Origin of the sequence: Streptomyces sp. NBC_01549, from assembly GCF_026339955.1 — a bacterium.
Classification (GTDB): domain Bacteria; phylum Actinomycetota; class Actinomycetes; order Streptomycetales; family Streptomycetaceae; genus Streptomyces.
Genome location: NZ_JAPEPW010000001.1, coordinates 304,662 through 329,563, shown reverse-complemented (window position 1 = coordinate 329,563; position 24,902 = coordinate 304,662). Strand labels below are relative to the sequence as shown.

At 70.3% G+C, this 24,902-nt stretch carries 22 protein-coding genes and 1 pseudogene; 9 read left to right on the top strand and 14 right to left on the bottom strand.

Annotated elements, in window-relative coordinates:
- Positions 1–72: 72 nt before the first annotated feature.
- Entirely contained in the window at positions 73–795 is a 723-nt protein-coding gene (locus OG819_RS01400) for a 3'-5' exonuclease (RefSeq protein ID WP_266629978.1), read from the top strand.
- Positions 796–829: 34 nt separating this feature from the next.
- On the opposite strand, the gene OG819_RS01395 is transcribed toward OG819_RS01400, so the two are convergent.
- Positions 830–1,693 (bottom strand): phosphotransferase enzyme family protein, encoded by an 864-nt coding sequence (locus OG819_RS01395; RefSeq protein WP_266629980.1) that lies wholly within the window; start codon positions 1,691–1,693, stop codon positions 830–832.
- Between the two features lie 217 nt (positions 1,694–1,910).
- On the opposite strand from OG819_RS01395, the pseudogene OG819_RS01390 reads away from it, so the two are divergent.
- Positions 1,911–2,186 (top strand): annotated as a pseudogene (locus OG819_RS01390) (sugar ABC transporter permease); the annotation flags it as partial.
- Here OG819_RS01390 and OG819_RS01385 read toward each other — a convergent pair.
- The gene (locus tag OG819_RS01385; protein WP_266647609.1) at positions 2,125–3,504 is read right to left on the bottom strand and encodes a transposase; all 1,380 of its coding nucleotides are present in this window, start codon (positions 3,502–3,504) and stop codon (positions 2,125–2,127) included. The pseudogene OG819_RS01390 and the gene OG819_RS01385 sit on opposite strands and share 62 nt — an antisense overlap.
- A gap of 239 nt (positions 3,505–3,743) precedes the next feature.
- Between OG819_RS01385 and mgt the strand changes: the two genes are divergently transcribed.
- A complete protein-coding gene (gene mgt / locus OG819_RS01380; protein ID WP_266647607.1) occupies positions 3,744–4,943 on the top strand; it encodes a macrolide-inactivating glycosyltransferase in 1,200 nt (399 codons plus the stop codon).
- 164 nt (positions 4,944–5,107) lie between these two features.
- On the opposite strand, the gene OG819_RS01375 is transcribed toward mgt, so the two are convergent.
- Complete coding sequence (locus OG819_RS01375; RefSeq protein ID WP_266647605.1) at positions 5,108–7,372, bottom strand: MMPL family transporter; 2,265 nt, start codon at positions 7,370–7,372, stop codon at positions 5,108–5,110.
- 276 nt (positions 7,373–7,648) lie between these two features.
- Here OG819_RS01375 and OG819_RS01370 point away from each other — a divergent pair, with 276 nt between their 5' ends.
- The gene (locus OG819_RS01370) at positions 7,649–8,197 is read left to right on the top strand and encodes a DUF1697 domain-containing protein (RefSeq protein ID WP_266629990.1); all 549 of its coding nucleotides are present in this window, start codon (positions 7,649–7,651) and stop codon (positions 8,195–8,197) included.
- Positions 8,190–8,567, top strand: a complete 378-nt coding sequence (locus OG819_RS01365; RefSeq protein WP_266629992.1) for a nuclear transport factor 2 family protein — start codon at positions 8,190–8,192, stop codon at positions 8,565–8,567. Before OG819_RS01370 ends, OG819_RS01365 begins: the two co-directional genes overlap by 8 nt.
- Here OG819_RS01365 and OG819_RS01360 read toward each other — a convergent pair.
- A complete protein-coding gene (locus OG819_RS01360; RefSeq protein ID WP_266647603.1) occupies positions 8,548–9,414 on the bottom strand; it encodes a transglutaminase-like domain-containing protein in 867 nt (288 codons plus the stop codon). The genes OG819_RS01365 and OG819_RS01360 overlap by 20 nt on opposite strands.
- Before the next feature lie 34 nt (positions 9,415–9,448).
- Positions 9,449–10,279 (bottom strand): aldo/keto reductase, encoded by an 831-nt coding sequence (locus OG819_RS01355; RefSeq protein WP_266647601.1) that lies wholly within the window; start codon positions 10,277–10,279, stop codon positions 9,449–9,451.
- Between the two features lie 39 nt (positions 10,280–10,318).
- On the opposite strand from OG819_RS01355, the gene OG819_RS01350 reads away from it, so the two are divergent.
- The 4 genes from OG819_RS01350 (at position 10,319) to OG819_RS01335 (ending at position 15,438) form a co-directional block, all read left to right on the top strand.
- Positions 10,319–11,374, top strand: coding sequence for a 2-dehydropantoate 2-reductase N-terminal domain-containing protein (locus tag OG819_RS01350; protein ID WP_266647599.1), 1,056 nt, complete (start codon positions 10,319–10,321; stop codon positions 11,372–11,374).
- A gap of 10 nt (positions 11,375–11,384) precedes the next feature.
- Complete coding sequence (locus OG819_RS01345; RefSeq protein ID WP_266647597.1) at positions 11,385–11,996, top strand: TIGR03086 family metal-binding protein; 612 nt, start codon at positions 11,385–11,387, stop codon at positions 11,994–11,996.
- Between the two features lie 55 nt (positions 11,997–12,051).
- Positions 12,052–12,681, top strand: coding sequence for a DsbA family protein (locus tag OG819_RS01340; RefSeq protein WP_266647595.1), 630 nt, complete (start codon positions 12,052–12,054; stop codon positions 12,679–12,681).
- Positions 12,682–12,837: 156 nt separating this feature from the next.
- Positions 12,838–15,438 carry a fibronectin type III domain-containing protein gene (locus OG819_RS01335; protein ID WP_266647594.1) on the top strand — a complete coding sequence of 867 codons (2,601 nt, stop codon included), beginning with the start codon at positions 12,838–12,840 and terminating at the stop codon, positions 15,436–15,438.
- A gap of 4 nt (positions 15,439–15,442) precedes the next feature.
- Here the strand turns inward: OG819_RS01335 and OG819_RS01330 are convergent, their stop codons facing one another.
- The 9 genes from OG819_RS01330 to OG819_RS01290 form a co-directional block, all read right to left on the bottom strand.
- Entirely contained in the window at positions 15,443–16,183 is a 741-nt protein-coding gene (locus OG819_RS01330; RefSeq protein ID WP_266647592.1) for a sirohydrochlorin chelatase, read from the bottom strand.
- An 8-nt stretch (positions 16,184–16,191) separates the two neighbouring features.
- The gene (locus OG819_RS01325; protein ID WP_266429584.1) at positions 16,192–17,112 is read right to left on the bottom strand and encodes an ABC transporter permease; all 921 of its coding nucleotides are present in this window, start codon (positions 17,110–17,112) and stop codon (positions 16,192–16,194) included.
- Positions 17,099–17,887 carry an ABC transporter ATP-binding protein gene (locus OG819_RS01320; RefSeq protein ID WP_266431878.1) on the bottom strand — a complete coding sequence of 263 codons (789 nt, stop codon included), beginning with the start codon at positions 17,885–17,887 and terminating at the stop codon, positions 17,099–17,101. Before OG819_RS01320 ends, OG819_RS01325 begins: the two co-directional genes overlap by 14 nt.
- A 36-nt stretch (positions 17,888–17,923) precedes the next feature.
- A complete protein-coding gene (locus OG819_RS01315; RefSeq protein WP_266647589.1) occupies positions 17,924–19,039 on the bottom strand; it encodes an aliphatic sulfonate ABC transporter substrate-binding protein in 1,116 nt (371 codons plus the stop codon).
- 232 nt (positions 19,040–19,271) lie between these two features.
- Positions 19,272–20,627: a sulfate adenylyltransferase subunit 1 gene (locus tag OG819_RS01310; protein ID WP_266429581.1), complete on the bottom strand. Its 1,356-nt coding sequence runs from the start codon at positions 20,625–20,627 to the stop codon at positions 19,272–19,274.
- Between the two features lie 2 nt (positions 20,628–20,629).
- Positions 20,630–21,568 carry a sulfate adenylyltransferase subunit CysD gene (gene cysD, locus OG819_RS01305; protein WP_266647587.1) on the bottom strand — a complete coding sequence of 313 codons (939 nt, stop codon included), beginning with the start codon at positions 21,566–21,568 and terminating at the stop codon, positions 20,630–20,632.
- Entirely contained in the window at positions 21,565–22,137 is a 573-nt protein-coding gene (gene cysC, locus OG819_RS01300; RefSeq protein WP_266429576.1) for an adenylyl-sulfate kinase, read from the bottom strand. Before cysC ends, cysD begins: the two co-directional genes overlap by 4 nt.
- A complete protein-coding gene (locus tag OG819_RS01295; protein WP_266647585.1) occupies positions 22,134–22,862 on the bottom strand; it encodes a phosphoadenylyl-sulfate reductase in 729 nt (242 codons plus the stop codon). The genes cysC and OG819_RS01295 overlap by 4 nt, the downstream gene beginning before the upstream one ends.
- A 304-nt stretch (positions 22,863–23,166) precedes the next feature.
- Positions 23,167–24,861 (bottom strand): nitrite/sulfite reductase, encoded by a 1,695-nt coding sequence (locus OG819_RS01290; RefSeq protein WP_266429569.1) that lies wholly within the window; start codon positions 24,859–24,861, stop codon positions 23,167–23,169.
- Between the last annotated feature and the right edge of the window lie 41 nt (positions 24,862–24,902).

The following is a 24,902-nucleotide window of genomic DNA, read 5'->3' as shown; positions in this document are numbered from 1 at the left end:
CTCGGACTGTCAGTGGCTCGTGCGATCGTGGAGACCACTGGGGGAAAGCACCACGAAGAAGGGGGGCCGCCCATGGGCTGGCACCGGGAGCTGCTGATCGGCTTCGACCTGGAGACGACCGGGACCGATCCGCGCGAGGCGCGCATCGTCACGGGCGCCGTGATCGAGGTCAAGGACGGAGAGCCGATAGGGCGCCGTGAGTGGCTGGCCGATCCGGGCGTGGAGATCCCGGCGGACGCGGTGGCGGTGCACGGGATTTCGAGCGAGCGGGCGGCCGCCGAAGGCAGGCCCGCCGACCAGGTCGCCGACGCGATCGCGGACGTCCTCACCGGGTACTGGAAGAGCGGCGTCCCGGTCGTGGCGTACAACGCGGCCTTCGACCTGACCCTGCTCTCCGCCGAACTGCGCAGGTACGGGCTGCCGTCGCTGCGCGAGCGCCTCGGCGGGACCGACCCCGCGCCGGTCGTTGACCCGTACACGATCGACCGCTCCGTCGACCGCTACCGCCGCGGCAAGCGCAACCTCGAAGCGGTCTGCACGGAGTACGGCGTGTCGCTGGACTCCGCGCACGACGCCTCGGCCGACGCCCTCGCCGCCGCCCGGCTCGCCCGTGCGATAGCCGACCGTCACCCGAAGGTCGCGGCCCTCGGCCCGGCGGAGCTGCACCGCCGCCAGATCGAGTGGTACGCCGAGTGGGCGGCCGACTTCCAGAGCTTCCTGCGCCGCAAGGGAGAGACGGACGCGGTGGTCGACGGGACATGGCCGATGCGGGACCTGGCGGACCAGAAGGTCTGACCGGGCCCGCACGGCCGGGGAAGCGCGGGAAGCGTCAGAACGGGTACCAGCGCACGGTCTCGTCCCCGTCCCGCAGCGACGCCACCCGCCGCTCGAACTCGGCCAGGGCCTTCGGGTTGCTCGGCGCGTGCTGGGCCACCCAGGCGCAGCTCGCGGTCTCGCGCGCGCCCCGGAGCACGGAGCAGCCCTCCCACGCGCGCACATCCCAGCCGTAGACCTCGGTGAAGGAGTCGTACGCCTCGGCGGGCAGCCCGTAGCGGTCGCGGGAGAGGGCCATGACCACCAGGTCGTGCTCGCGCAGATCGGCGGAGAAGGTCTCCAGGTCGACCAGGACCGGACCGTCGGGACCCACGTGCACATTGCGGGGCAGCGCGTCGCCGTGGATCGGGCCCGGCGGCAGATGCGGGGTGAGCGCGGCCGCGGCGTCCGCGAAGCCGTCACGCCGAGCCCGCAGATACGCCGCGTCCGCGGGGTCGATCGCCTCGCCCGCGAGCCGCAGCCAGCGCTCCACCCCGCCCAGCAGCTCGCGGGGCGGCAAGGAGAACGAGGGGGAGGGCAGTGCGTGCACCACCCGTAGCAGTTCGGCCAAATCCCGTGGCTCGGCGGGGCGTACGGGATCGGGCAGCCGGTGCCACACCGTCACCGGGTGACCGTCCACCAGGACCGGTTTGCTCTCGGCCGCCCGCACCGCGGGGACGCCCGACTCGGCGAGCCAGGCCGCGATGTCCAGTTCCCGCCGGGCGCGGTCGAGGAGTTCGGCGTCGCGTCCCACCTTGACCACCAGGTCACCGGCGGCGAACACCGCGTTCTCGCCCAGGGCGAGGAGCGTCGCGTCCGGCGCCGGCCCGGGCAGTACCTCCGCCGCGGCCAGTACGTCCCGCGCCCGTGCCTCGTCCATCCTTCGCCTCCGTGTCCTCGCGCCCAGCCCTCGTCCACGACTCTCGTGTACGGCCTACGGGTAAGGCGTCACGTTCCCGCCATCCGTCGGCCAGTGTCGCATTCACACAGGTCGGACCGTGTGCGAGGTGTCTTGACGGCCCACACGTCCCTCAAGACCATGACGGGGGCCGCCGAGGCGGCCAGACCGCCACGAGTCGCGCAAAGGAGCCGATTCCATGACGTGGGCGAGCGCGACCAGGCGGCCGTCGACCCGCACGCCCGGTGCGGGCGAGGGGCGGCGGCCCGTCGACCACGGGGCCTGGTTCCTGGTGCTGCCCGCGCTGATCCCGATCCTGGTCCTCAGTGTCGGACCGCTGCTCTACGGGATCACGCTGGCGTTCACCGACGCGCAGTCGGGCCGGACCGCGCCCACGCGGTGGATCGGGGCGCTCAACTTCCAGGACCTGCTGCACGACACCCTGTTCTGGGACTCGTTCCGGATCGGACTGCTTTGACATCCTCCCCCTTTTCAAAGAGGGGGATTCCAACCCGGGTGGGTTGAGGTTCACGGGCGCTCGAGCGGCCGGTGGCCGTTGTCACCCCTCCGGCACCGGCTGAGCGCCGAGGGCGGGGGATCCCGCCCTGTCCTGCCGCGACGTTGGATGCTGCGTTGGTGTCCGCGTTGCAGGTGAAGCCGCAGGAGGAACAGACGAACTCGGCTTGGCTCTTGCGCGAGTTCTTGTCGATCCATCCGCAGGCGCTGCACCGCAGAGAGGTGTACGGGGCGGGGACGTCCTCGACCCGGCCCGGTGCCTTGTGCCCGGTGCGCTGCCGCAGCAGGCCCCAGCCCTGGGCGAGGATGCCCCGGTTCAGTCCGGCCTTCTGCCGGACGCCTTGGCCGGGCTGCTCCATGGTTCCCTTCGCGGAGCGGGTCATGTTCTTGATGTTCAGCTTCTCGAACCGCACCAGATCATAGGTGCGGGCGAGCAGGGTGCTGGTTTTCTCGCACCAGTCCTTGCGGCGGTTCACCTCGCGGGCCTTGAGCTTCGCGGCCTTCGCGTACCCGGCTGCTTTGTGGTCGCTGCCCTTGGGTGCGCGGGCGGCGCGCCGCTGGTGTTTGCGGATCTGTGCCCGTTCCCGGACGGTGAGCTGCGGGCAGTTCAGTTTCCGCCCGTCGGAGAGAGCCGCGGTGATGGTCACGCCGCGGTCGATGCCGATGACCTCGCCCGTGCCGGGTGCGGGGACCGGCTCGGGGACGACGGCGAACGCGGCGTGCCACTGCCCGTTCTTCAGCGTGACGCGGAACGTCTTCGCGTCGGGCAGCCTCGCGCCCTTGCCCTGGGCGCTGAGGCGGAAGCGGACCCAGCCGCAGCCGGGCACCTTCACCTGAGCCCACCGCCGGTTCAGTTTCCGCACCACGACGGACCGGCCCATGACCTGCCTGCCGGTCTTCGCGTTCAGCTTCGCCGAGCCGTCCTCGTGATATTCGGGCACGCGGTCGGTGCCGATGACACGGAAGCCCTCATGCACGAACTTCTTGCGCCAGGTCGGCTCACCGAACCCGGACGTGAAGCGGGCGGCCTTGGCCTTCGCAAAGTCCTGGAGGGCCTGCTGCTGCACATCGGCGTTCCCGGCGGCCAGCCACTCGTTCTCCCGCCGGGCCTCGGTGAGTTGACGGCACTGCTCCGCGAAGCCGGGCGCGGACCTCCGGCCCGGCTTCCAGTGCGCGTGCTGCTCGACAGTGAGGTTCCACACGTACCTCGCGTGCGCACAGTGCAGCAGCATCTGCCGCTCCTGCCCACCCGTCGGGTACATCCGAAACCGTGCCATGCCGTGAACCTAGACCACACGTTCCCCAGCCGCGCACCTCATCGATCACCCTCACCCGTGCGAGTGACAACACCCGGCCGACCACCAGCCACCGGACCCAGGACCCTCGACTCCCTGTCACCACCACCTGTGCGCGGCCACCCCAGCAACCCGGGGGCTGGCGGCGACGAGGGGCGGTCGCAGCCGAGGCGGGCGGAAATACGCTGGACGAGACGTCTCGTCTCGCCTAAGGTCGCGGCATGACTACCCGCCCCGCCCACATCGCCATGTTCTCCATCGCAGCCCACGGGCACGTGAACCCGAGCATCGAGGTGATCCGCGAGCTCGTGGCGCGCGGTCACCGCGTGACGTACGCGATTCCGCCCGCCTTCGCCGAAAAGGTCGCCGAGACGGGGGCCGAGCCGAAGCTCTGGCACTCGACCCTGCCCACGGACGAGGACCCGGAGGCATGGGGGACCGAGCTGATCGACAACATCGAGCCGTTCCTGGCCGACGCGCTCCAGGCCGAGCCGCAGCTCGCGGCGGCCTACGCGGGTGACGAACCGGACCTCGTGCTGTACGACATCACCGCGTACCCGGCCCGGGTGCTCGCCCACCGCTGGGGCGTCCCGATCGTGCAGCTCTCCCCGAACCTCGTCGCGTGGGAGGGGTACGACGAGGAAGTCGGCAAGCCGCTGTTCGAGCCGCTCAAGCGGACCCCGCGCGGCAAGGCGTTCTACGGCACCTTCGCGCGCTGGATCGCGGAGAACGGCATGGACCTGAGCGTCGAGGACTTCATGGGCCGCCCCGACCGGTGCCTCGTCCTCATCCCCAGGGCCCTCCAGCCGAACGCCGACCGTGTCGACGAGAAGCGGTACACCTTCGTCGGCGCCTGCCAGGGCGACCGCGCAGCGCAGGGGGACTGGCGGCGGCCCGCCGACGCCGAGAAGGTACTGCTCGTGTCGCTGGGCTCCAGCTTCACCAAGCAGCCCACCTTCTACCGCGCGTGCGCCGAGGCCTTCGGCGGGCTGCCGGGCTGGCATGTCGTACTGCAGATCGGCCGCTTCGTCGACCCCGAGGAGCTGGGGGAGCTGCCCGGCAATGTGGAGGTCCACCCGTGGGTGCCCCAGCTCGCGATCCTCCGGCAGGCCGACGCGTTCGTCACGCACGCCGGTGCGGGCGGCAGCCAGGAAGGGCTGGCCACCGGCACCCCGATGGTCGCCGTACCGCAGGCCGCCGACCAGTTCGGCAACGCCGACATGCTCCAGGCGCTGGGCGTGGCACGCCATCTGACGATGGCACAGGCCACCGCCGAGACCCTGCGGGAGACGGTCCTGGCCCTGGTCGCGGATCCCGAGGTGGCGCGCCGCCTGGCGGTGATCCGGGAGGAGATGGCGGGAGAGGGCGGCACCCGGCGGGCGGCCGACCTCATCGAGGCCGAGCTGCCGGCGGGCACGTAGACAAGACGGGCGCGGTGGGCAGGGCCGGCCCGTAGGCAAGACCGGCACGTGGGCAAGACGGGCGCCCGGACAGGACGGGCGCCCGGACAAGACGGGCGCCCGGGCAAAGGGCCTGTTGGTTCCCTGGGGAACCAACAGGCCCTGTTGCCGACGCGGTTACGGGGTCACACCCCGGCCCGCTCGCCCTCCCGGGCCGGCGGGAGCACGGCCTCGGGCGACTCGTCGTGGGTGAGGTCCGGCAGCCGGTTCAGCCACTTCGGCAGATACCAGTTGCGCTCGCCGAGCAGCGCCATCACGGCCGGCAGCAGCACCCCTCGGATGATCGTCGCGTCGATGAGCACGGCGGCCGCGAGGCCCACACCCATCTGCTTCATGGACTGCATGGACAGCGTTCCGAAGATCGCGAAGACGGCGACCATGATGACGGCGGCGCTGGTGACGACACCGGCCGTCGTGACCACCCCGTGCCGGATCGCGTCCTTGGTGTCCCGGCCCCGCAGCCGCGCCTCACGGATCCGCGAGACCACGAAGACGTGGTAGTCCATCGAGAGTCCGAAGAGGATCACGAAGAGGAACAGCGGCAGCCAGGTGATGATGGCGCCCACACCCTCCGCGCCGACCAGCGAGGCGCCCCAGCCGTGCTGGAACACGGCGACCAGGATGCCGTAGGCCGCCGCGACCGACAGGAGGTTGAGCACGATCGAGGTGATCGCGATCGTCAGCGAGCGGAACGAGAGCAGCATCAGCAGGAAGGCGAAGACGACCACGAACGCGAAGACCGGGGCGACCGAGCCGAGCAACTGGTCGCTGAAGTCGTGCGATCCGGCGACCTGTCCGGTGATCGGGGCCTGGACGCCGTCGACCTTGCCGAGCGTGTCGGGCCGCACCTTGTCGCGCAGCAGCTGAAGGCTCTTCTCCGCCTTGTCCTGGTCGGAGCCGCCCACGAGGGGCACGTACACGAAGGCGACGTTCTGCGCCGCGTGCACCTTGATGTCGACCGGGCCGCGCGAGGCGCCCGAACTGATCGCCTCGGTACGGAAGTCGGCGAGCGCGGACTTCACGTCGGCGGCGTCGATGTCGTGTGCCTTGACGACCACCTCGGCCGGCTCCGACCCGCCGGGGAAGGCGTCGTTGACCCGGTTGTACGTCCCCACGATCGGCAGCGAGTTGCCGAACTCCTTGTCCAGCGTGAGCTGTTGCGTCTTCATGCCGAGGGCGGGAGCGGCGATGGCCAGCAGCGCCCCGGCCGCGACGACCAGCGAGACGGCGGGCTTGGCGAGCACGACCCGCAGCACCGCGCTCCAGAACCGGCTGCCCTCCTCGGCGGACCGGACGCGCTTGCCCCTGGCCCGCCGCTTGTCCGGGTGCAGGAACGGAAGGCGGCCCTTCTCGACCCGCTCACCGAGCAGTGAGAGCAGCGCGGGCAGCACGGTGACCGAGCCGACCATGGCGACCGCCACGACCATCAGCGAGGCCAGCCCCATCGCCTCGAACTCGGCGAGTCCGGTGAAGAGCATGCCGGCCATGGCCACGCACACCGTGACACCGGAGACGACGATGGCGCGGCCACTGGTGGCGGCGGCGATCCGCAGCGCGGCACCGGCGTCCCGGCCGGCCTCGCGCTCCTCGCGCTCACGGCGCAGATAGAACAGGCAGTAGTCGACGCCGACGGCCAGACCCACCAGGAGCATCACGGAGTTGGCGGTGTCACTCATCGGCTGGAGGTGGCTGACGATGCCCATCAGGCCCATCGTCGCCATGATCGCGGTGACTGCGAGCGCCACCGGGAGCAGCGCCGCCACCAGGGCGCCGAAGGCGATCAGCAGAATGCCGAGGGCCACCGGCACCGCGGAGTACTCGGCCTTCTTGAAGTCGTCGCCGAACGCGTCGGAGAAGGTCTTCTGCATGCTGGCGCCGCCGATCTCCTCGATCCGCAGCCCCGCGTGGTCCTTCTGGACGCCCTTGACGGCGTTCAGCACCGGCTCGACGCGGTCACCCGCGGTCTCCGCGTCGCCCCGCATGTCGAACTGCACGAGCGCGCTGCGCCCGTCTCTGGAGATCGTCTTCGTGTCGTACGGGGAGGTCACGTCCGTGACCTTGCCGGTCCCCTCGACGGCCTTGACGACGGCGGTGACGGCGGCGCGGAAGTCGGCGTCCGTGGCCTTGACGCTCGCGTCCTTCCCCTGGATCAGAACGCTCTCACTGGCCGGTTCCTCGATCCCGGCGTCCTCGATGATCTTCGCGGCGGTGTGCGTCTCGCCCTTGAGCTGGTCGCTCTCCTTGACGTCGACGCGGCCCGCCGCCGAGCCGATCCCCATCGCCAGGACGACGAACAGCACCCAGATCCCCACGGCGGCCCATCGGTGCCGGGCGCTCCAGCCGCCTGCCCGCGCGGCGATGCCCCGCACCCGTATGTCTCCGTTCCCCATGACGGGCCTGCCCCCTTGTGCACGGTGACAGCCCCCTGCCGTCACCTCTGCTTATGAAGGTAGGGGGCGGATAAGAGCGTCTCCTCGTGCTGCCCGGTGAACCCCACGACCTCCGGCTCCTCCCCGCGGACCCCGTCGCCTCCGCACTGGGGAGGACAGGGGCCCCTTACACCTATCCGGGCCTCTCGGGGATCCGGATCAGGGTGCGGCCGTCGATCGGGACCGGGGTGCGGGTGTTGGTCCGCCCGGGCCTGACGGCCGTCCTATGGTGTGCGGATGGCGACGACATACGCGGCACTGCTGCGCGGGATCAACGTGGGCGGCAACAAGAAGGTGCCGATGGCCGAGCTCCGCACGCTGATCGCGGAACTCGGCCACGGCGACGTACAGACGTATCTCCAGAGCGGCAACGCCGTCTTCTCCGCCGACCGCGGTGACGAGGACTCCCTGGCGGCCGAGTTGGCCGAGGCGATAGAGAAGCACTTCGGCTTCGGCGTCGGCGTACTGGTCCGCGACCACGCCTATCTGAGGGCCGTACGGGAGGCGTGCCCGTTCCCGGCCGCCGAACTGGAGGCCAAGCAGCTGCACGTCACCTACTTCTCCGGCCCCGTCGACCCCGAGCGCTTCGCCTCGGTCGACCCGGCCCTCTTCCTGCCGGAGGAGTTCCGCCTCGGGGACCGGGCGCTCTATCTGTACGCCCCCGACGGCCTCGGACGCTCCAAGCTCGCCGTGGCCCTGTCGAAGCCCCGGCTCCTCAAGGGCATCACCGCCACCGCCCGCAACTGGAACACGGTCGTCAAACTCGAGGAGCTGACCGGTGCCTGAGCACAACCCCGCCGTGGAGGCCGCCATCATGGGCGAACTGAGGCTGCTCGACGCGGAGGTCCGCCGCTCGCCGGAGCGGCTCGGAGCGCTGCTCCACCCCGACTTCTACGAGTTCGGCAGCTCCGGGCGGCTGTGGGACCGCGCCTCCGTCCTCGCCGAACTGACCGGCAAGGCCGTGCCCGGGTCGCGGCCCCTCACCGCCTCGCGGATGAAGGGCGTCCAGCTCGCACCGGACCTGGTCCACCTCACCTTCGACACGGAGGAGGACAACGGCCGCCGGGTGCACCGGAGTTCGCTATGGCGGCGGACGGAGGACGGCTGGCGCCTGTACTTCCACCAGGGCACACCGTTCAGGTCCGACCCACAGTGACCTTTCGTACGCCGCCATAGGTGGTGTACGAAACGATCTCGTCCGGGACCGTCAGCCTCGGGTCCCGGTACAGGCGGCGCAGCTCGTCCTCGCTGCCGGCCGCGGCGACGGAGTCGATCAGGGCGAGCTCCTCCGCGTCGAGCGCGGCGTCGTCGAGGATCTCCGGGCCCCAGGCGTCCCAGGGCAGTAGTTCGACGCCGTTGAGGGCGGCCAGGTCGCGCAGGACGTCGGCGCGGACGAACCACAGGCCGTGATACGACAGGCCCTCGATCCCGTTGAGGTCGAACACGCCGAACCTCCGGGGGTCGGCTCCTCCCTCGCGGCACGCCCGCCAGGCGTCGGTGGCCACCAGGAACTGGTCACGGGGCACGTCCATCGGGTCGAAGTCGATGTCGTACTCGTGGTGGACCTGTGGGTCGGCCAACCGCCAACTTCCGTCCGGCAGGCGGTACTCGGTGACCCAGTGGTCGGCGTAGTACGCGTCGAAGTACCGGGCGAAGCCACAACGGAGCCGGGCGGGCGTCCCCGTGGCCCGCAGGAGGGAGCAGTGCAGCAGCGCGAAGTCCCGGCACGTGCCCACGAACCGTTGCGCTGGCGCCCGCGGCTCGGTGAGCGGGGCGTCCCCGCGCTCCGCCAGGATCCGCAGCAGCTGCGCCGCGTACCGCGACTCCGCGTCCTCGTGCACCCGCTCCTCGGGGATCGCGTAGTCGAAGCGCCGTCCCTCGCCCCGATGGATGATCAGATCTCTGACGACACGGGCGAGTTGTTCCGGATCGCGGGGCAGTCCGCCCCTGTCCAGAGCGTGGCCGGGATCGCTGTACGGCGTCTGCTTCAGATACTGGTCCATGTCCGAGACCCTCGTCCTTGTCCCAGGGGCAAGGTCAACCCAGCGCTGCCATGTCCTCGGCGGTGAGCCGCACCGCGCCCGCGTCGAGGTTCTCCTCCAGATGAGCGAGGGATCCCGTGCCCGGGGTCGGGCACAGCACCGGGGAGCGGTGCAGCAGCCAGGCCAGGGCGATCTGCCCCGGTGTCGCCCCGTGCGCGGCGGCGATCCGGGCGCACTCCGGGTCGGCGATGAGGGAGCCGTTGCCCAGCGGGAACCAGGGCAGGAAGGCGATCCCGCGCGCCTCGCACAGCTTCAGCAGCGGCTCCGAGTCGCGGTCGAGCAGGTTGAAGCGGTTCTGGACCGAGGCGATTTCGGTCAACTCCCATGCCGATTCAAGCTGTTCGGCGGTGACGGTGTCGAGCCCGATGTGCCGGATCTTGCCCTCCGTACGCAACTCGTCGAGCGCGCCCAGCTGTTCGGCCGGCGGCACGGCAGGGTCGAGCCGGTGCAGCTGGTACAGGCCGATCGTGTCGAGCCGCAGCCGCCGCAGACTCGCCTCGCACATCGCCCGCAACCGCTCGGGCCGCCCGTCGACGTGCCAGGCACGGTCACTGGTGCGCACGACTCCGCCCTTGGTCGCGATCAACAGGTCCTCGTCGTAGGGATACAGGGCCTCGGCGACCAGCTCCTCGGCGATCGCGGGACCGTAGTTGTCGGCGGTGTCGACGAGCGTGACCCCGCGCTCGATGGCCCGCCGCAGCACGGCCACCGCGTCCCGGGCGTCCCCGCGCGACCCCCAGTAGCCGGGACCGGTCAACTGCGCGGTGCCGAAACCGAGCCGCCGCACCGGCAGCTCCCCACCGAGGACGAAGCTTTCCGAAACCATTTAATGGAGGGTACATACGACTGTGCGAGGCTCGTCTCCATGCGTTACATCATCATAGGAGCGGGAGCGGGAGCGGGAGCGGGAGCGGTCGGCGGGGCCATCGGCGGCCGGCTGGCCGAGGCGGGCCACGAGGTGGCGCTGGTCGCGCGGGGAGCGCACTACGAGGCGCTGCGCACGCGCGGACTGCGGCTCATGACCTCGGAGGGGACGCGCACACACCGGCTGCCCACGGTCGACGGGCCCGCGGCGCTCGGGGAACTGCGCGCCGACGACGTACTGGTCCTGGCGGTGAAGACTCAGGACAGCGAGGCGGCCCTGGAGGCATGGGGCCCGGCACCCGTGGCGGGCGGCGGCACAGCCGCCGAACGGCTGCCGCTGGTCTGCGCGCAGAACGGGGTGGAGAGCCCCCGGATCGCGCTGCGCCGCTTCCGCCGGGTGTACGGCGTCTGCGTCTGGCTGCCCGCGACCCTCGTCGAGCCGGGCACGGTGTCGGCGGCGGGCGCCCCGCTCACCGGAATCCTGCACCTGGGCCGCCATCCGCACGGCACGGACGAGACGGCCCGCCGCATCGCCGCCGACCTGGAGAAGGCCCACTTCGAGGCACCCGTCGTGCCGGACGTGGCCCGCTGGCAGTACGCCAAGCTGCTCGGCAATCTCGCGAACGCGATCGAGGCGGTCAGCGGCGTCCTGACCAGTGAGGAGGGCCTGGCGCTCTACGCGCGGGTGCGCGCGGAGGGCGAAGCGGTGCTGACCGCCGCCGATATCGCGTACACCGGCGAGGAGGAGCAGAGGAAGGCCCGCGACAACAAGATCCGGTTCGAGCCCTTCGACGGCTCCGCACGTGGCGGCGGCTCCTCCTGGCAGTCCCTCGACCGGGGCACCGGCACCATCGAGGCCGACTACCTCAACGGCGAGATCGTCCTCCTCGGCCGGCTGCACGGCGTACCGACCCCGCTCAACGAGCTGCTCCAGCGGCTCGCGAACACCTTCGCGCGTGAGCGCAGGGCGGCGGGATCGCTGCCGGTCGCGGAGCTCGTACGCCTGGCCGACGACGCTGTCGCGTTTGTTCAAGAGGAGCACGCGCCGCGTCCCTAGCGTGAAGGGCATGAGCAATCCGTACAAGAACGTGCACCCTTACATGGTGGAATGCGCCGCCGAGGCCGCCCGGGTGGCCGGCGGTGTCACGGCGGCGCGACTGGCGGAGCCCGGTCCCACGCACTGCCCGGACTGGGACCTGCGCACCCTGGTGAACCACTGGGTCCTCTACACCTCGCACGGCCTGGAGCACCGCGCGCTGCGCAGGCAACTCCCCGAGGAACTGACCGGCCGCGACTTCACCGCGGATCCCGGCTGGGCGCGGGCGTACGCCGAGCGGCTCGACCGCGCCGTGGCCGCCTGGGACGATCCCGAGGTGTGGGAGGGCGAAGTCGAGCTCGGGACGGCGAAGATGCCCGCCGCCGACATCGCCTCGATGATCGTCAAGGAGATGGCGGTGCACGGCTGGGACGTCGCGACGGCCACCGGCCAGGAGCTGCGGATCTCGGACGGCGCGGCCCGGTTCGTCCTGGACGTCGTCGACACGCACGCCGAGCTCTACCGTCAGTACGACGGCTTCGCCGACCCGGTACCGGTGTCCGACGACGCACCCGTCTTCGAGCGCGCCCTCGCCCACAGCGGCCGGAATCCGCACCTGGCCCACACCGTATTGGACCAGTGATTCAGAGCGGAATTGGGCCGTGTCACTGTGCCATTGACTGGCTAGCCTCGACGGTATGACGAACCCGAGGACGGACGACTCACCCACCCGCGTCGACTTCTACTTCGACCCGGCCTGCCCCTTCGCGTGGATCACCTCACGCTGGATGCTGGAGGTCGAGCGTGCCCGCCCGCTCGACCTCCGCTTCCGTGTGATGAGCCTCCACCTGCACAACCAGGGCAATGAACTCCCTGTCTGGTACAGGGAGTTGGTCGACAAGTCCGTGGGACCCGTACGGGTCGCGGTGGCTGCCGCCGAACAACACGGCGAGAAGGTGCTGCGCGACCTCTACACCGCCTTCGGCACCCGCATCCATGACCGAGGGGTCGAGGACTTCGACGCCGTGGTCGCCCACTCCCTCGCCGAACTGGGGCTCCCGGCCGAGTTGGCCGCAGCGGCCCACGACTCCGCGTACGACGAGGCGGTACGCCGCAGTCACGAGGCGGGCCGGGGGCCGGGCTCGGACGGCTATGTGGGGACCCCCACCCTCCACGTCGACGGAACGGTGTGGTTCGGCCCCGTCCTGCGGGCCGTTCCGCGGGGCGAGCGCGCGGCGGAACTCTTCGACAGCTTCCGTGTCCTCGCCGCCCACCCGGACTTCTTCGAGCTCAAGCGGACGAGGACGGGAGGACTGTCCTTCGACTGAACAGCGGTCTGGAATATGAACGCTGCTCGGATGAATCGGTGTCCAGTGGGAGGGAGTTGAGGCGTTCTCTGTCGCATTCATTGACGGTGACGCTTGATAGATCCTACCTTTCTCGGCGTTGGGTACAGGCTGATCCCACGGGAGGGGAACATGCCCATGCGCCGAAGAGCCGCCCTCATCACCCTGATCTCCACGGTCCTGGCCTTAGGAATTCCGGGCGCCGTGTCCTCCGCCCAGCCCGCGACCTCCGACCTCTACGTCTCACCGAGCGGGAACGACCACGCGAACGGCACCGCCCGCCACCCCGTACGCACCCTGGAACGCGCCCGCGACCTGGTGCGCGAACGGGTCACGGGGATGAAGGGCGATCTGACGGTCCACCTCGCGTCGGGCACGTACCGGCAGACCGCGCCCCTCACCCTCGACGTCCGGGACTCGGGCACCGGCGGCCACCAGGTGATCTGGCAGGGCACCGGGAACACCGTCATCAGCGGTGGCCGGCAGGTCGAGGGCTGGCGCCCGGTCGCCGGGAGGGCGGGCCTGTGGTCCGCGCCCGCACCCCAAAGCCTCACCGACACACGGCAGTTGTACGTCGACGGGGTGCGCGCCCAACGGGCCCGCGGGGCCGTGCCGGTGACCCTCGCCCAGACCGCCACCGGGTACACGGCGTCCTCCGACGCCCTCGCGCACTGGAAGCACCCCTCCGACGCCGAGTTCGTCTACACCAGCGGCGAGTCCCTGTGGAACGTCGAGCGCGACGGCCTGGGCCAGTGGACCGAGCCGCGCTGCCGCATCGCCGCCGTCGAGGGCACCACGATCACGATGGTCCAGCCGTGCTGGGACAACTCCAACAAGCGGGTCGAGTTCCCGGACATCCCCGGCCGCACGGTCAGCATGGTCGGGCCCGGCCACCTCACCAACGGCGGCAGGGCGACCTACGTCGAGAACGCCTACGAACTCCTGGACCAGCCCGGCGAGTGGTACCTCGACCGCGCCGCACACCGGGTCTACTACCTGCCCCGCAAGGGCGAGAACCTCGCGCGCGCCGACGTCGAGGCGGCACAGGCCGAGAAGCTGATCGACGGACGGGGCACCGCTGCCGCGCCCGTCCACGACCTCGCCTTCCGCGGCCTGCAGTTCAGCTACGCCACCTGGCTCACCCCCTCGGGGCCGGAGGGCTTCTCCGAGATCCAGGCGGGCTACACCATCACCGGCGAGAAGGGCTGGGCGACCCAGGGCCTGTGCCAGTACGTCGAGGGCGGCACCTGCCCCTTCGCTTCCTGGACCAAGATGCCGGGCAACGTCTCCTTCGCGTACGGGCAGCGCATCGCGTTCAGCGACGACGTCTTCGCCCATCTCGGCGCGTCCGGCCTCGACCTGGGCACCGGCTCGAAGGACTCCACGGTCAGCGGCAGCGTCTTCACCGACATCTCCGGCAACGGCCTGGAGATCGGCTCAGTGGACGGGCAAACCCCGGCCTCCGGGGTGCGGGTGACGGACAATCACCTCTACGGACTTCCCCGCGAGTACCACGGCGGCGTGGCGATCCTCAACGGCTGGACCCAGAGCACCACGATCGCCCACAACCAGATCGACCACGTCGGCTACAGCGCCGTCTCCCTCGGCTGGGGCGGCTGGCCCGACAAGATCGGCGACCCGGCGACCCCCAACCCCAGCCACGACAACACGGCCCGCGACAACCTGATCTTCGACTACATGCAGATGCTCGACGACGGCGGCGGCATCTACACCCAGGGCCTGACGGGCACCTCCCTGGCCGACGGCGAGAAGGTCACCGGCAACGTCATCCACGACCAGTGGGGCCTGGGCAAGAACGTCTACACCGACAACGGCTGCACCTACGAGACGGTCGAGGGCAACGTCCTCTACAACGCCTCGTACGCCAACGTCGCCTCCCGCCACACCGACTACCGCGACACCCTCGGCAACAATGACCCGACCCTCGTCAAGGACAACTGGTGGGAGGAGGGAACCTCCGACAGCGACAACAAGGGCCTGGTGACGACCGGCAACAAGATCATGACGGCCCCGTCCGACGTACCGTCGGAGATCCTCGACAACGCCGGGCTCGAGCCCGCCTACCGCGGACTGCTCAACCGCCGCGTCGGCGCCGTCTCCGCCCCGGAGGCACCCTCCCGTGTCGGTACGAGCACGGCGGGCGCCGACGCCCTGTACGTCACCTTCAACCCGAGCTTCGTGGACGGCGGCTCACCGGTGACGGGCTACACGGCGCGCGCGTACGACGCGACCGGGCATCAGGTGGGCGAACAGGCCATCGGCGCGGCCGAGTTCAAGCGCACGGCGGTCGTACGGATCGGTGGACTGCCCGCGCCGGGCGGCCCGCTCACGGTCACCGTCACCGCGAGCAACGCCCACGGCACCAGTGCTCCGTCGCTCGCCTCGCTCCCACTGGCCCCGACCGCCGTGACCGCGCCGCCGGACGCACCGACCGGCCCCAAGCTGCGTACGGCGTCCACCGCGGTCACCGTCGCCTGGACCCCGCCGACGGCCACCGGTGACGCCAAGGTCGTCGGCTACCGCGTCACCGTCTCCGACGGCCGCGCCCCGATCGACGTCACGGGGCGGGACGTCCTGGTCACCCAGCCCTCCGCGAAGGGCATGTTCCGGGTGATCGGAGGACTCAGGCCGGGCACCTCGTACACCGTCACGATTGCGACGGTGACGGCGGCGGGCACGGGACCGGCGGCCACCGTGACGGCCACCACCAAGTCGTGAGCGCTCAGGCGCCGAGCGCCGCCAGGACCGGGACGCGTGCCTCGTCGTACCGCTCCAGCAGGACCCGTACCACCTCCGGCGCCGGGCCCAGTACATCGGCCAGTACGTCCGCCTCGGCGGCTCCCCGGGCGATGCGGTCCGGGAGGAAGCCGGGCGCGAGGACGTAGGGCGCGACGGCGACACGATCGCAGCCGAGGGCGCGCAGTTCGCGTACGGCGTCCTCGGTGCGCGGAAGGGATGCGGAGGCGAACGCGGGCCGCACGGCGCACCAACCGGTGTGCCGCCACTCCCGCGCGATTTCTGCGATCACCGCGATCGCCTCCGGGTCGGTGGACCCCGCGGAGGCCAGCACGACCCCCGTCGAGGACTTGTCGGCGGGGGTCAGCCCCGCCTCGTACAGCCGGCGGTCGAGCGCCGACGTCAGCAGGGGGGAGGGGCCGAGCACCTCCGCCTGGCGGATGCGCAGGCACGCCGGGGCCTCCCGCAGGACCGCCGGGATGTCCGCCTTCGCGTGGAAGGCGCGGGTGAGGAGGAGGGGGAGGGCGACCACATCGCGTACGCCCTCCGCCGCCAGCGACTCCAGCACCCCCTGCACCGAGGGGATGTTGAAGTCGAGGAAGCCGGTCTCCACGCGCAGGCCGGGGCGCCGCGCCCGCACGCGCCGTACGAGGGCGTGCACCGTCGCGGCATGACGCGGATCGCGGCTGCCGTGGGCGATGACCAGGAGGACCGGCTGACTCGTCATGGCGTGGCTCAGCTCTTCACCAGGAGACCGCGGCTGCGCAACACCCACCGCTCCAGCGGGCTGAAGATCAGCAGGTCGATGGCGATACCGACGAACAGGATGAGGAAGATGGCGAGGAAGACCATCGACATGGAACTGGCGGTGCGGCCGTTCTCCAGCAGCTGACCGAGGCCGATGCCCAGGTCGGGGGAGGAGGCGATGATCTCCGCCGCCATCAGGGAGCGCCAGGAGAACGCCCAGCCCTGCTTCAGACCGGCCAGATAGCCGGGCAGCGCGGCCGGCATCACGATGTGCCAGGTCCCGCGCAGTCCCGTCGCGCCCATCGTGCGGCCCGCCCGCAGGAACAGCGGCGGCACCTGGTCCACACCCGACACCAGGCCGTTGGCGATGGAGGGGACGGCGCCGAGCAGGATCACCGCGAACATCATCGAGTTGTTCAGGCCCAGCCAGATGACGGCCGGCGGCACCCAGGCCACGGAGGGCAGGGACTGCAGGCCGGAGAGGATCGGGCCGATCGCGGCGCGGACGAACTTCACGCGGGCCACCAGCAGACCCAGCGGGGTGCCGATCACCAGGGCGAAGAGGAACCCGAGCAGACCGCGCGAGACGCTCGTCCAGATGTAGTCGAGCAGCGTGCCCTGCAGCCAGGCGTTCTTGACCTCGCCCCAGACGTCGGACGGGGAGGGCAGCTTGCTCGGGTCGGTGACGACCTTGAACGAGATCAGCGCCTGCCACACCACCAGCACCAGGGCGATGGCGACGAGCGGCGGCAGTATCTTCTCGACGAAGGTCTGGCGGAACGTCGGCCGGCCCGTGTGGCCGACCGTCTCCAGGGCGTCGAGGCCCGCTTCCAGGCCCGCCATGTCGCTGCCGGGGCTGTCCTTGACGGGCTGGTCGGCCGCGTCGGCCTTCGTCTCAGTGCTGGCCATGGCGGCGGATCTCCCCACGCAGTTGTTCGGTGATCTCGACGGACAGCTCGGCGACGGCCGCGTCCTCGATACGACGCGGCTGAGGGATGTCGACCCGCCACTCGTGGGCCACCCGGCCCGGGCGGGAGGACAGCAGGACGACACGCTCGGCCAGCCGCACCGCCTCACGCACGTTGTGGGTGACGAAGAGGACGGACAGCCGGGTCTCGCGCCAGATCCGGGTCAGTTCGTCGTGCAGGACGTCCCGTGTGATGGCGTCCAGCGCCGCGAACGGCTCGTCCATCAGCAGGATCTGGCTGTCCTGGGCGAGCGCGCGGGCCATCGCGACGCGCTGGCGCATACCGCCGGACAGCTCGTGCACCCGCTTCCCGTACGCGCCCTTCAGCCGGACGAGTTCGAGCAGCTCCTCCGCCCGGTCGCGGCGCTCGGACTTCGCGACGCCGCGCAGCCGAAGGGCGAGCTCGATGTTCTTGCCCGCGGTCAGCCACGGGAAGAGGGCGTGCTCCTGGAACATCAGGGCCGGACGCCCGTTGGTCGTGATGCTGCCCGCGGTCGGGGCGTCGAGGCCCGCGACCAGGTTGAGCAGCGTCGACTTCCCACACCCCGAGGCCCCCAGAAGGGTGACGAACTCGCCCGGCGCGACATCGAGGGTGATGTCGTCGAGGACGAGCTGGGGCCCCGCCGGTCCGGCGAAGGACTTCGAGACATGCTCGATCCGGGCGGCGTGCTCCACCACTTCGGCGCCGTCAGCGGCCTTGGCGAGGGTCGTGGCCATGGTCGTCACCTCCTGGGAACTCATCGGTGTGGGTCTTTACTTGACGCCGAGACCGGCGTCGTCGACCGTGCTCTCGCCCGCGGCCCCCAGGACCTTGTTCAGGAGCGTGAGGTCGTAGATCCCGTTCAGATCCGGCTTCTCCAGCAGGCCCGCCTTCACCGCGTGCGCCGCCTCCGTGTTGAGGGTGGAGGCCAGCGGGTCATTGGTGATCTGGATGGACTTCCAGGCCGGGTCGAGGACGTTCGCCGGGAGCTCCTTGCCGGAGTCGACCTTCAGCTGCGCGTTCGCCGCGGCCTTCGCCTGGTCGGAGTTGGCGTTGATCCACTTGTTGGTGTCGACCGAGCCCTTCAGCACGGCCTCGACGACCTTCGGGTGCTCCTTGAGGAACTTCTGCGACACGATGATGTTCGTGATCACGAACTTCTTGTCGGGCCACAGCGACGACTCGTCCAGCAGCACCTTGCCGCCCTCGGCGACCAGCTTGGACGCGGTCGGCTCCGGCACCCAGGCGCCGTCGACGGAGCCGGACTTGTAGGCGTCCGGGGTGATCTTGTTGTCCGTGCGGACGACCGAGACATCACCCTTGCCGCTCTGCGCGTCGACCTTCCAGCCCTGCTCGGCGATCCAGTTGAGGAACGCCACGTCCTGCGTGTTGCCGAGCTGCGGGGTCGCGATCTTCTTGCCCTTGACGTCCTTCAGGGACGTGATCTTCTTCGGGTTGACCACGAGCTTCACACCGCCGGACGCCGAACCGCCGATGATGCGCAGGCTCTTGCCCTGGGACTTGGTGAAGCCGTTGATCGCCGGCGAGGGGCCGATCCAGCCGATGTCGATGGAGCCCGAGTTCAGCGCCTCGATCTCGGAGGGGCCGGCGTTGAAGATGGAGTACTCCGCCTTCGTGCCGCCCAGCGCCTTCTGGAAGAGGCCTTCCTGGCGGCCGACCAGCGCGGTCGCGTGGGTCAGGTTGCCGAAGTAGCCGATCTTCACGGTGTCGAGGCCGTCGATCTTCGAGGATCCGGCGGCGACCTTCTCCTTGGAGGAGGAGTCGCTCTTCGACTCGGAGCCATAGCTGCAGGCGGCGAGCGCGAGCAGGGGGAGTGCGACGGCGGCGGCTATGCCACGGCGTACGAGGTTCGAGCGGATGGCAGGCACGGGAGGGGTTCCTCTCGTTGGCCCGGCGGTCACGTTTTCAGGTCGTGGCCGGGAGGTCGGCAGGTCTTCGTCGTCGCATCCGGGACGTCGGGTGGGGGGACGGGGCGCGCAGGCAGTGCGCGTACGTCAGTCCGCACATCGCGCCACTCCGCCCTGCCCGCTGCCGAGGGCGCCGCTGCCGACGCGGCCGCCCTCCTTGGCGAACGTGGAGTAGAAGTCGGTGGACGTCATGTCAGAAGTCCCACCCGTCCTCGTCGCCCTCGTCCTTGACCGGCTGCGGCGCGGCGAACGACTCGCCGACCATGCCCGCGGTCAGCGTGGTGCCGTCCGCGGGGTCGATCAGGATGAACGCGCCGGTGCGCCGGGAGTCGGCGTACGAGTCGAGCGGAAGCGGCTCGGCGGTACGGATCTTCACGCGGCCGATGTCGTTGGCGACCAGCTGACCCGGGTGCGGGTGCAGCGAGAGGTCGTCCAGCGTCAGCCGGGACGGGATGTCCTTGACGATCGCCTTCACCGTGCGGGTGCCGTGCTTGAGCAGCACGCGGTGGCCGACGGTGAGCGGCTGGTCGGCCACGTGGCAGACGGTCGCCTCGACGTCCTGCGTGGTTGGGGGCGCGTCCTTGCTCGGCACGATCAGGTCGCCGCGCGAGATGTCGATGTCGTCCTCCAGCAGGAGGGTCACCGACTGCGGGGTCCACGCCACGTCGACCGGCTTGCCCAGCAGGTCGATCCCGCTGACCTTCGTCGAGCGCCCGGAGGGCAGTACGGTCACGCTCTCGCCGACCCGGAAGGTACCAGCGGCGATCTGACCGGCGTATCCCCGGTAGTCGGGGTGCTCGGCGGTCTGCGGGCGGATGACGTACTGCACGGGCAGACGCGCGTGGCAGTGCCCCAGGTCGTGGCTGACCGGGACCGTCTCCAGGTGCTCCAGGACCGTCGGGCCGCCGTACCAGTCCATGTTCGCGGAGGCGTCCACCACGTTGTCACCGGCGAGTGCCGAGATCGGGATCGCGGTGATCTCGGGAACGCCCAGCTCGGAGGCGTACGCCGTGAACTCCTCGGCGATCGCCGCGAAGACGGACTCCTTGTACTCGACGAGGTCCATCTTGTTGACGGCGAGGACCACGTGCGGGACGCGCAGCAGCGCGGCGACGGCCGCGTGCCGGCGGGTCTGCTCGATGACCCCGTTGCGGGCGTCGACGAGGACGACGGCGAGGTCGGCGGTGGAGGCGCCGGTGACCATGTTCCGGGTGTACTGCACATGGCCGGGGGTGTCGGCGAGGATGAACCGGCGGCGCGCGGTCGCGAAGTAGCGGTAGGCGACGTCGATGGTGATGCCCTGTTCGCGCTCGGCGCGCAGGCCGTCGGTGAGGAGGGCGAGGTCGGGGGCGTCCTGGCCACGGCTCGCCGAGACCCGCTCCACGGCCTCCAGCTGGTCCGTCAGGACCGACTTGGAGTCGTGCAGCAGACGCCCGACCAGTGTGGACTTGCCGTCGTCGACGGAGCCCGCGGTCGCGAAGCGCAGGAGCGTGGTCGCCGACAACTGCTCGACCGACAGCGGCTCGGTGGGTTCGGTGGTGCTGGTCATGTCTAGAAGTACCCCTCGCGCTTGCGGTCTTCCATCGCGGCCTCGGACATCTTGTCGTCGGCGCGGGTGGCGCCCCGCTCGGTGAGCCGGGAGGCGGCGATCTCGGCGATCACGGCGTCCAGCGTGGTCGCGTCGGAGTCGACGGCGCCCGTACAGGACATGTCGCCGACGGTCCGGTAGCGGACGAGCCGCTTCTCGATCGTCTCGCCGTCCTTCGGGCCGCCCCACTCACCGGAGGTCAGCCACATGTTCGACCGCTGGAAGACCTCACGTTCGTGTGCGAAGTAGATGTCGGGCAGTTCGATGCCTTCGCGGGCGATGTACTGCCAGACGTCCAGTTCGGTCCAGTTGGAGAGGGGGAAGACGCGGACGTGTTCGCCGGGTGCGTGGCGGCCGTTGTAGAGCTGCCAGAGTTCGGGGCGCTGGCGGCGGGGGTCCCACTGGGAGAACTCGTCGCGCAGGGAGAAGACGCGTTCTTTGGCGCGGGCCTTCTCCTCGTCGCGGCGTCCGCCGCCGAAGACGGCGTCGAAGCGTTCGGCCTGGATCTTCTCGGTGAGGGGCAGGGTCTGCAGGGGGTTGCGGGTGCCGTCGGGGCGTTCGCGCAGGACTCCGCGGTCGATGTAGTCCTGTACGGAGGCGATGTGCAGTCGCAGTCCGTGCTTCTCGACCGTCTGGTCGCGGTATGCGAGGACTTCGGGGAAGTTGTGTCCGGTGTCGACGTGCAGCAGGGTGAAGGGGATCGCGGCGGGGGCGAAGGCCTTCAGGGCGAGGTGCAGCATGACGATGGAGTCCTTGCCGCCGGAGAAGAGGATCACCGGCCGTTCGAACTCGCCCGCGACCTCACGGAAGATGTGGACGGCCTCGGACTCCAACGCGTCCAAGTGCGACAGCGCGTACGGGCTGCTGTCCGTCTCCTCGGAGACACTGGCGACGGTCGTCATGCGAGACCCCTTTCGGTGAGCAGCGCATGGAGCGCGGCCGCGGACTCCTGCACGGACTGGGTGTGCGACTCGATGCGCAGATCGGGCGACGCGGGCTCCTCGTAGGGGTCGTCCACGCCGGTCAGCCCCGAGATCTCCCCCGCGGCCTGCTTGGCGTACAGCCCCTTCACATCGCGTACGGAGCAGACCTCGACCGGGGTCGCCACGTGCACCTCCAGGTAGGGGGTGCCGCCGCTCCGGTGACGCCCGCGGACCGCCTCACGGCTGTCGGCGTACGGCGCGATCACCGGGACGAGCGCCTTCACGCCGTTGCGGGCGAGCAGCTCGGCGAGGAAACCGATCCGCTGCACGTTCGTGTCGCGGTCCTCGCGCGAGAAGCCGAGGCCCGACGAGAGGAACTCGCGGATCTCGTCGCCGTCGAGCACCTCGACACGGTGGCCCTCGTCGCGCAGCCGGCCGGCCAGCTCGTACGCGATGGTGGTCTTGCCGGCACTCGGCAGACCCGTGAGCCAGACGGTGGCTCCGGTCGTCACTTGCTGCTCCTGGGAGATCTGGGTGGTCGTGGTCATCCGTGCAGCCCGCACTCGGTCTTGGCGCGTCCCGCCCAGCGTCCGGCGCGGGCGTCCTCGCCTTCCAGCACACGGCGGGTGCAGGGCGCGCAGCCGACGGAGGCGTAGCCGTCCATCAGCAGCGGGTTGGTGAGCACGCCGTGCTCGGCGACGTACGCGTCCACGTCGTCCTGGGACCAGCGGGCGATCGGCGAGATCTTCACCTTCCGCCGCTTCTCGTCCCAGCCGACGACCGGGGTGTTCGCCCGGGTCGGGGACTCGTCGCGGCGCAGTCCGGTCGCCCAGGCGTCGTACCTGGTCAGGCCCTCTTCCAGGGGCTTGACCTTGCGCAGGGCGCAGCACAGGTCGGGGTCGCGGTCGTGCAGCTTGGGCCCGTACTCGGCGTCCTGCTCGGCGACGGTCCGGCGCGGGGTGAGGGTGATGACGTTGACGTCCATCACGGCCTCGACCGCGTCCCGGGTGCCGATGGTCTCGGGGAAGTGGTAGCCGGTGTCGAGGAAGACGACGTCGACCCCGGGCTGGGCGCGGGAGGCGAGGTGGGCGACGACCGCGTCCTCCATGGAGGAGGTCACACAGAACGTCTTGCCGAAGGTCTGGACGGCCCACTGGAGGATCTCCAGAGCCGAGGCGTCCTCGAGGTCGCGCCCCGCCTGCTCGGCGAGCCGCTTCAGATCCTCGGCCTTACGGTCTTCCCGGTCTTCCCGATCTTTCTGAGTCGTCGTCATATCTCGTCCCCTCCAGCTTCGTTGCGCTGAACGCTCCCCTTTCGAGAGGCGTTCACCTGCGGAGCGCTACTGCCGGTGTCGAGAGGCCGACCGTGCTCAGCCCCTCCTTCGTCGGGGCCTCCGCGCGCTCGGTCTCTCGACACCGTCGCGCTCCTTCGGCTCACGCCTTGGGCGAGCAGCCCGAGGAACTTCAACTGGAAGGCTCGGTTGCACGCCGCGCATTCCCACGCGCCGTGGCCCTGCTCGCTCGGACGGAGGTCTTCGTCACCGCAGTAGGGGCAGTAGAAGGGAGCGGCCCGCTCACTCATGACAGCGACTCCTCGCTCGCACGGGCGGCCCACGTGGCGAAGCGCTCGTCGTCCTCGCGCTCCGCCTGGAAGCGCTTGAGGACCCGCTCGATGTAGTCGGGCAGTTCGTCCGAGGTGACCTTCAGGCCACGGACCTTGCGGCCGAAGCCGGCCTCCAGGCCGAGGGCGCCGCCCAGGTGCACCTGGAAGCCCTCGACCTGCTCGCCCTGGTCGTTGAGGACCAGCTGGCCCTTGAGGCCGATGTCCGCGACCTGGATACGGGCGCAGGCGTTCGGGCAGCCGTTGATGTTGATGGTGATGGGCTCGTCGAACTCGGGGATACGGCGCTCGAGTTCGTCGATCAGGGAAGCACCGCGCGCCTTGGTCTCGACGATCGCGAGCTTGCAGTACTCGATGCCCGTGCAGGCCATCGTGCCCCGCCGGAAGGTGGAGGGCTTGACGGTCAGGTCGAGGGCTTCGAGGCCCTCCACCAGCGAGTCGACCTGGTCCTCCGTCACATCGAGCACGATCATCTTCTGCTCGACGGTGGTGCGCAGCCGGCCCGAGCCGTGTGCCGCGGCCAGCTCGGCGATCTTCGTGAGGGTGGTGCCGTCCACGCGGCCGACGCGCGGCGCGAAGCCGACGTAGAAGTTGCCGTCCTGCTGGCGGTGCACACCGACGTGGTCGCGCCAGCGGGCGACCGGCTGGTCGGGGGCCGGGCCGTCGACCAGCTTCCGCTTGAGGTACTCGTCCTCCAGAATCTGGCGGAACTTCTCGACGCCCCAGTCGGCGACCAGGAACTTCAGACGGGCGCGGGTGCGCAGGCGCCGGTAGCCGTAGTCGCGGAAGATCGAGAGGACACCCACGTGGACGTCCGGGACCTCGTCGAGCGGGACCCAGGCGCCGAGGCGCTGGCCGATCTTCGGGTTGGTGGAGAGGCCGCCGCCGACCCAGAGGTCGAAGCCGGGGCCGTGCTCCGGGTGGTTCACGCCGACGAACGCGACGTCGTTGATCTCGTGGGCCACGTCGAGCAGCGGCGAGCCGGAGATCGCGGTCTTGAACTTGCGGGGCAGGTTCGAGAAGTCCTTGTTGCCGACGATCCGGCGGTGGATCTCGTCGATGGCCGGGGTGCCGTCGATGATCTCGTCCTCGGCGATGCCGGCGACGGGCGAGCCGAGGATGACGCGGGGCGTGTCACCGCAGGCCTCGGTCGTGGACAGTCCGACCGCTTCGAGCCGGTTCCAGATCTCGGGGACGTCCTCGATACGGATCCAGTGGTACTGCACGTTCTGCCGGTCGGTGAGGTCGGCGGTACCGCGCGCGAACTCCTGCGAGATCTCGCCGATGACGCGCAGCTGGTCGGTGGTCAGCCGACCGCCGTCGATACGGACGCGCAGCATGAAGTACTTGTCGTCCAGCTCCTCCGGCTCCAGGATCGCGGTCTTGCCGCCGTCGATCCCGGGCTTGCGCTGGGTGTACAGCCCCCACCAGCGCATCCGTCCACGAAGGTCGTTGGGGTCGATCGAGTCGAAGCCGCGCTTCGAGTAGATGGTCTCAATGCGTGTCCGCACATTGAGACCGTCGTCGTCCTTCTTGAACTGCTCGTTTCCGTTGAGCGGGGTGAAGTGACCCACGGCCCACTGACCCTCGCCGCGGTGACGACTCACCTTGCGGCGGGGCGCGGCGGCGGGATTCTGCGGGGTGGCGGCCATGGTTGATACGTCCTTCGGGACTGCGGGACAGGAAGGAGAGC

What these genes read in the sequence shown, in the direction of transcription:
- OG819_RS01400 (WP_266629978.1), top strand. Translation starts at nt 73, where the DNA reads ATGGGCTGGCACCGGGAGCTGCTGATCGGCTTCGACCTGGAGACGACC.
- OG819_RS01395 (WP_266629980.1), bottom strand. Translation starts at nt 1,693, where the DNA reads ATGGACGAGGCACGGGCGCGGGACGTACTGGCCGCGGCGGAGGTACTG.
- OG819_RS01385 (WP_266647609.1), bottom strand. Translation starts at nt 3,504, where the DNA reads ATGGCACGGTTTCGGATGTACCCGACGGGTGGGCAGGAGCGGCAGATG.
- mgt (WP_266647607.1), top strand. Translation starts at nt 3,744, where the DNA reads ATGACTACCCGCCCCGCCCACATCGCCATGTTCTCCATCGCAGCCCAC.
- OG819_RS01375 (WP_266647605.1), bottom strand. Translation starts at nt 7,372, where the DNA reads ATGGGGAACGGAGACATACGGGTGCGGGGCATCGCCGCGCGGGCAGGC.
- OG819_RS01370 (WP_266629990.1), top strand. Translation starts at nt 7,649, where the DNA reads ATGGCGACGACATACGCGGCACTGCTGCGCGGGATCAACGTGGGCGGC.
- OG819_RS01360 (WP_266647603.1), bottom strand. Translation starts at nt 9,414, where the DNA reads ATGGACCAGTATCTGAAGCAGACGCCGTACAGCGATCCCGGCCACGCT.
- OG819_RS01355 (WP_266647601.1), bottom strand. Translation starts at nt 10,279, where the DNA reads ATGGTTTCGGAAAGCTTCGTCCTCGGTGGGGAGCTGCCGGTGCGGCGG.
- OG819_RS01350 (WP_266647599.1), top strand. Translation starts at nt 10,319, where the DNA reads ATGCGTTACATCATCATAGGAGCGGGAGCGGGAGCGGGAGCGGGAGCG.
- OG819_RS01345 (WP_266647597.1), top strand. Translation starts at nt 11,385, where the DNA reads ATGAGCAATCCGTACAAGAACGTGCACCCTTACATGGTGGAATGCGCC.
- OG819_RS01340 (WP_266647595.1), top strand. Translation starts at nt 12,052, where the DNA reads ATGACGAACCCGAGGACGGACGACTCACCCACCCGCGTCGACTTCTAC.
- OG819_RS01335 (WP_266647594.1), top strand. Translation starts at nt 12,838, where the DNA reads ATGCGCCGAAGAGCCGCCCTCATCACCCTGATCTCCACGGTCCTGGCC.
- OG819_RS01330 (WP_266647592.1), bottom strand. Translation starts at nt 16,183, where the DNA reads ATGACGAGTCAGCCGGTCCTCCTGGTCATCGCCCACGGCAGCCGCGAT.
- OG819_RS01325 (WP_266429584.1), bottom strand. Translation starts at nt 17,112, where the DNA reads ATGGCCAGCACTGAGACGAAGGCCGACGCGGCCGACCAGCCCGTCAAG.
- OG819_RS01320 (WP_266431878.1), bottom strand. Translation starts at nt 17,887, where the DNA reads ATGGCCACGACCCTCGCCAAGGCCGCTGACGGCGCCGAAGTGGTGGAG.
- OG819_RS01310 (WP_266429581.1), bottom strand. Translation starts at nt 20,627, where the DNA reads ATGACCAGCACCACCGAACCCACCGAGCCGCTGTCGGTCGAGCAGTTG.
- cysD (WP_266647587.1), bottom strand. Translation starts at nt 21,568, where the DNA reads ATGACGACCGTCGCCAGTGTCTCCGAGGAGACGGACAGCAGCCCGTAC.
- cysC (WP_266429576.1), bottom strand. Translation starts at nt 22,137, where the DNA reads ATGACCACGACCACCCAGATCTCCCAGGAGCAGCAAGTGACGACCGGA.
- OG819_RS01295 (WP_266647585.1), bottom strand. Translation starts at nt 22,862, where the DNA reads ATGACGACGACTCAGAAAGATCGGGAAGACCGGGAAGACCGTAAGGCC.
- OG819_RS01290 (WP_266429569.1), bottom strand. Translation starts at nt 24,861, where the DNA reads ATGGCCGCCACCCCGCAGAATCCCGCCGCCGCGCCCCGCCGCAAGGTG.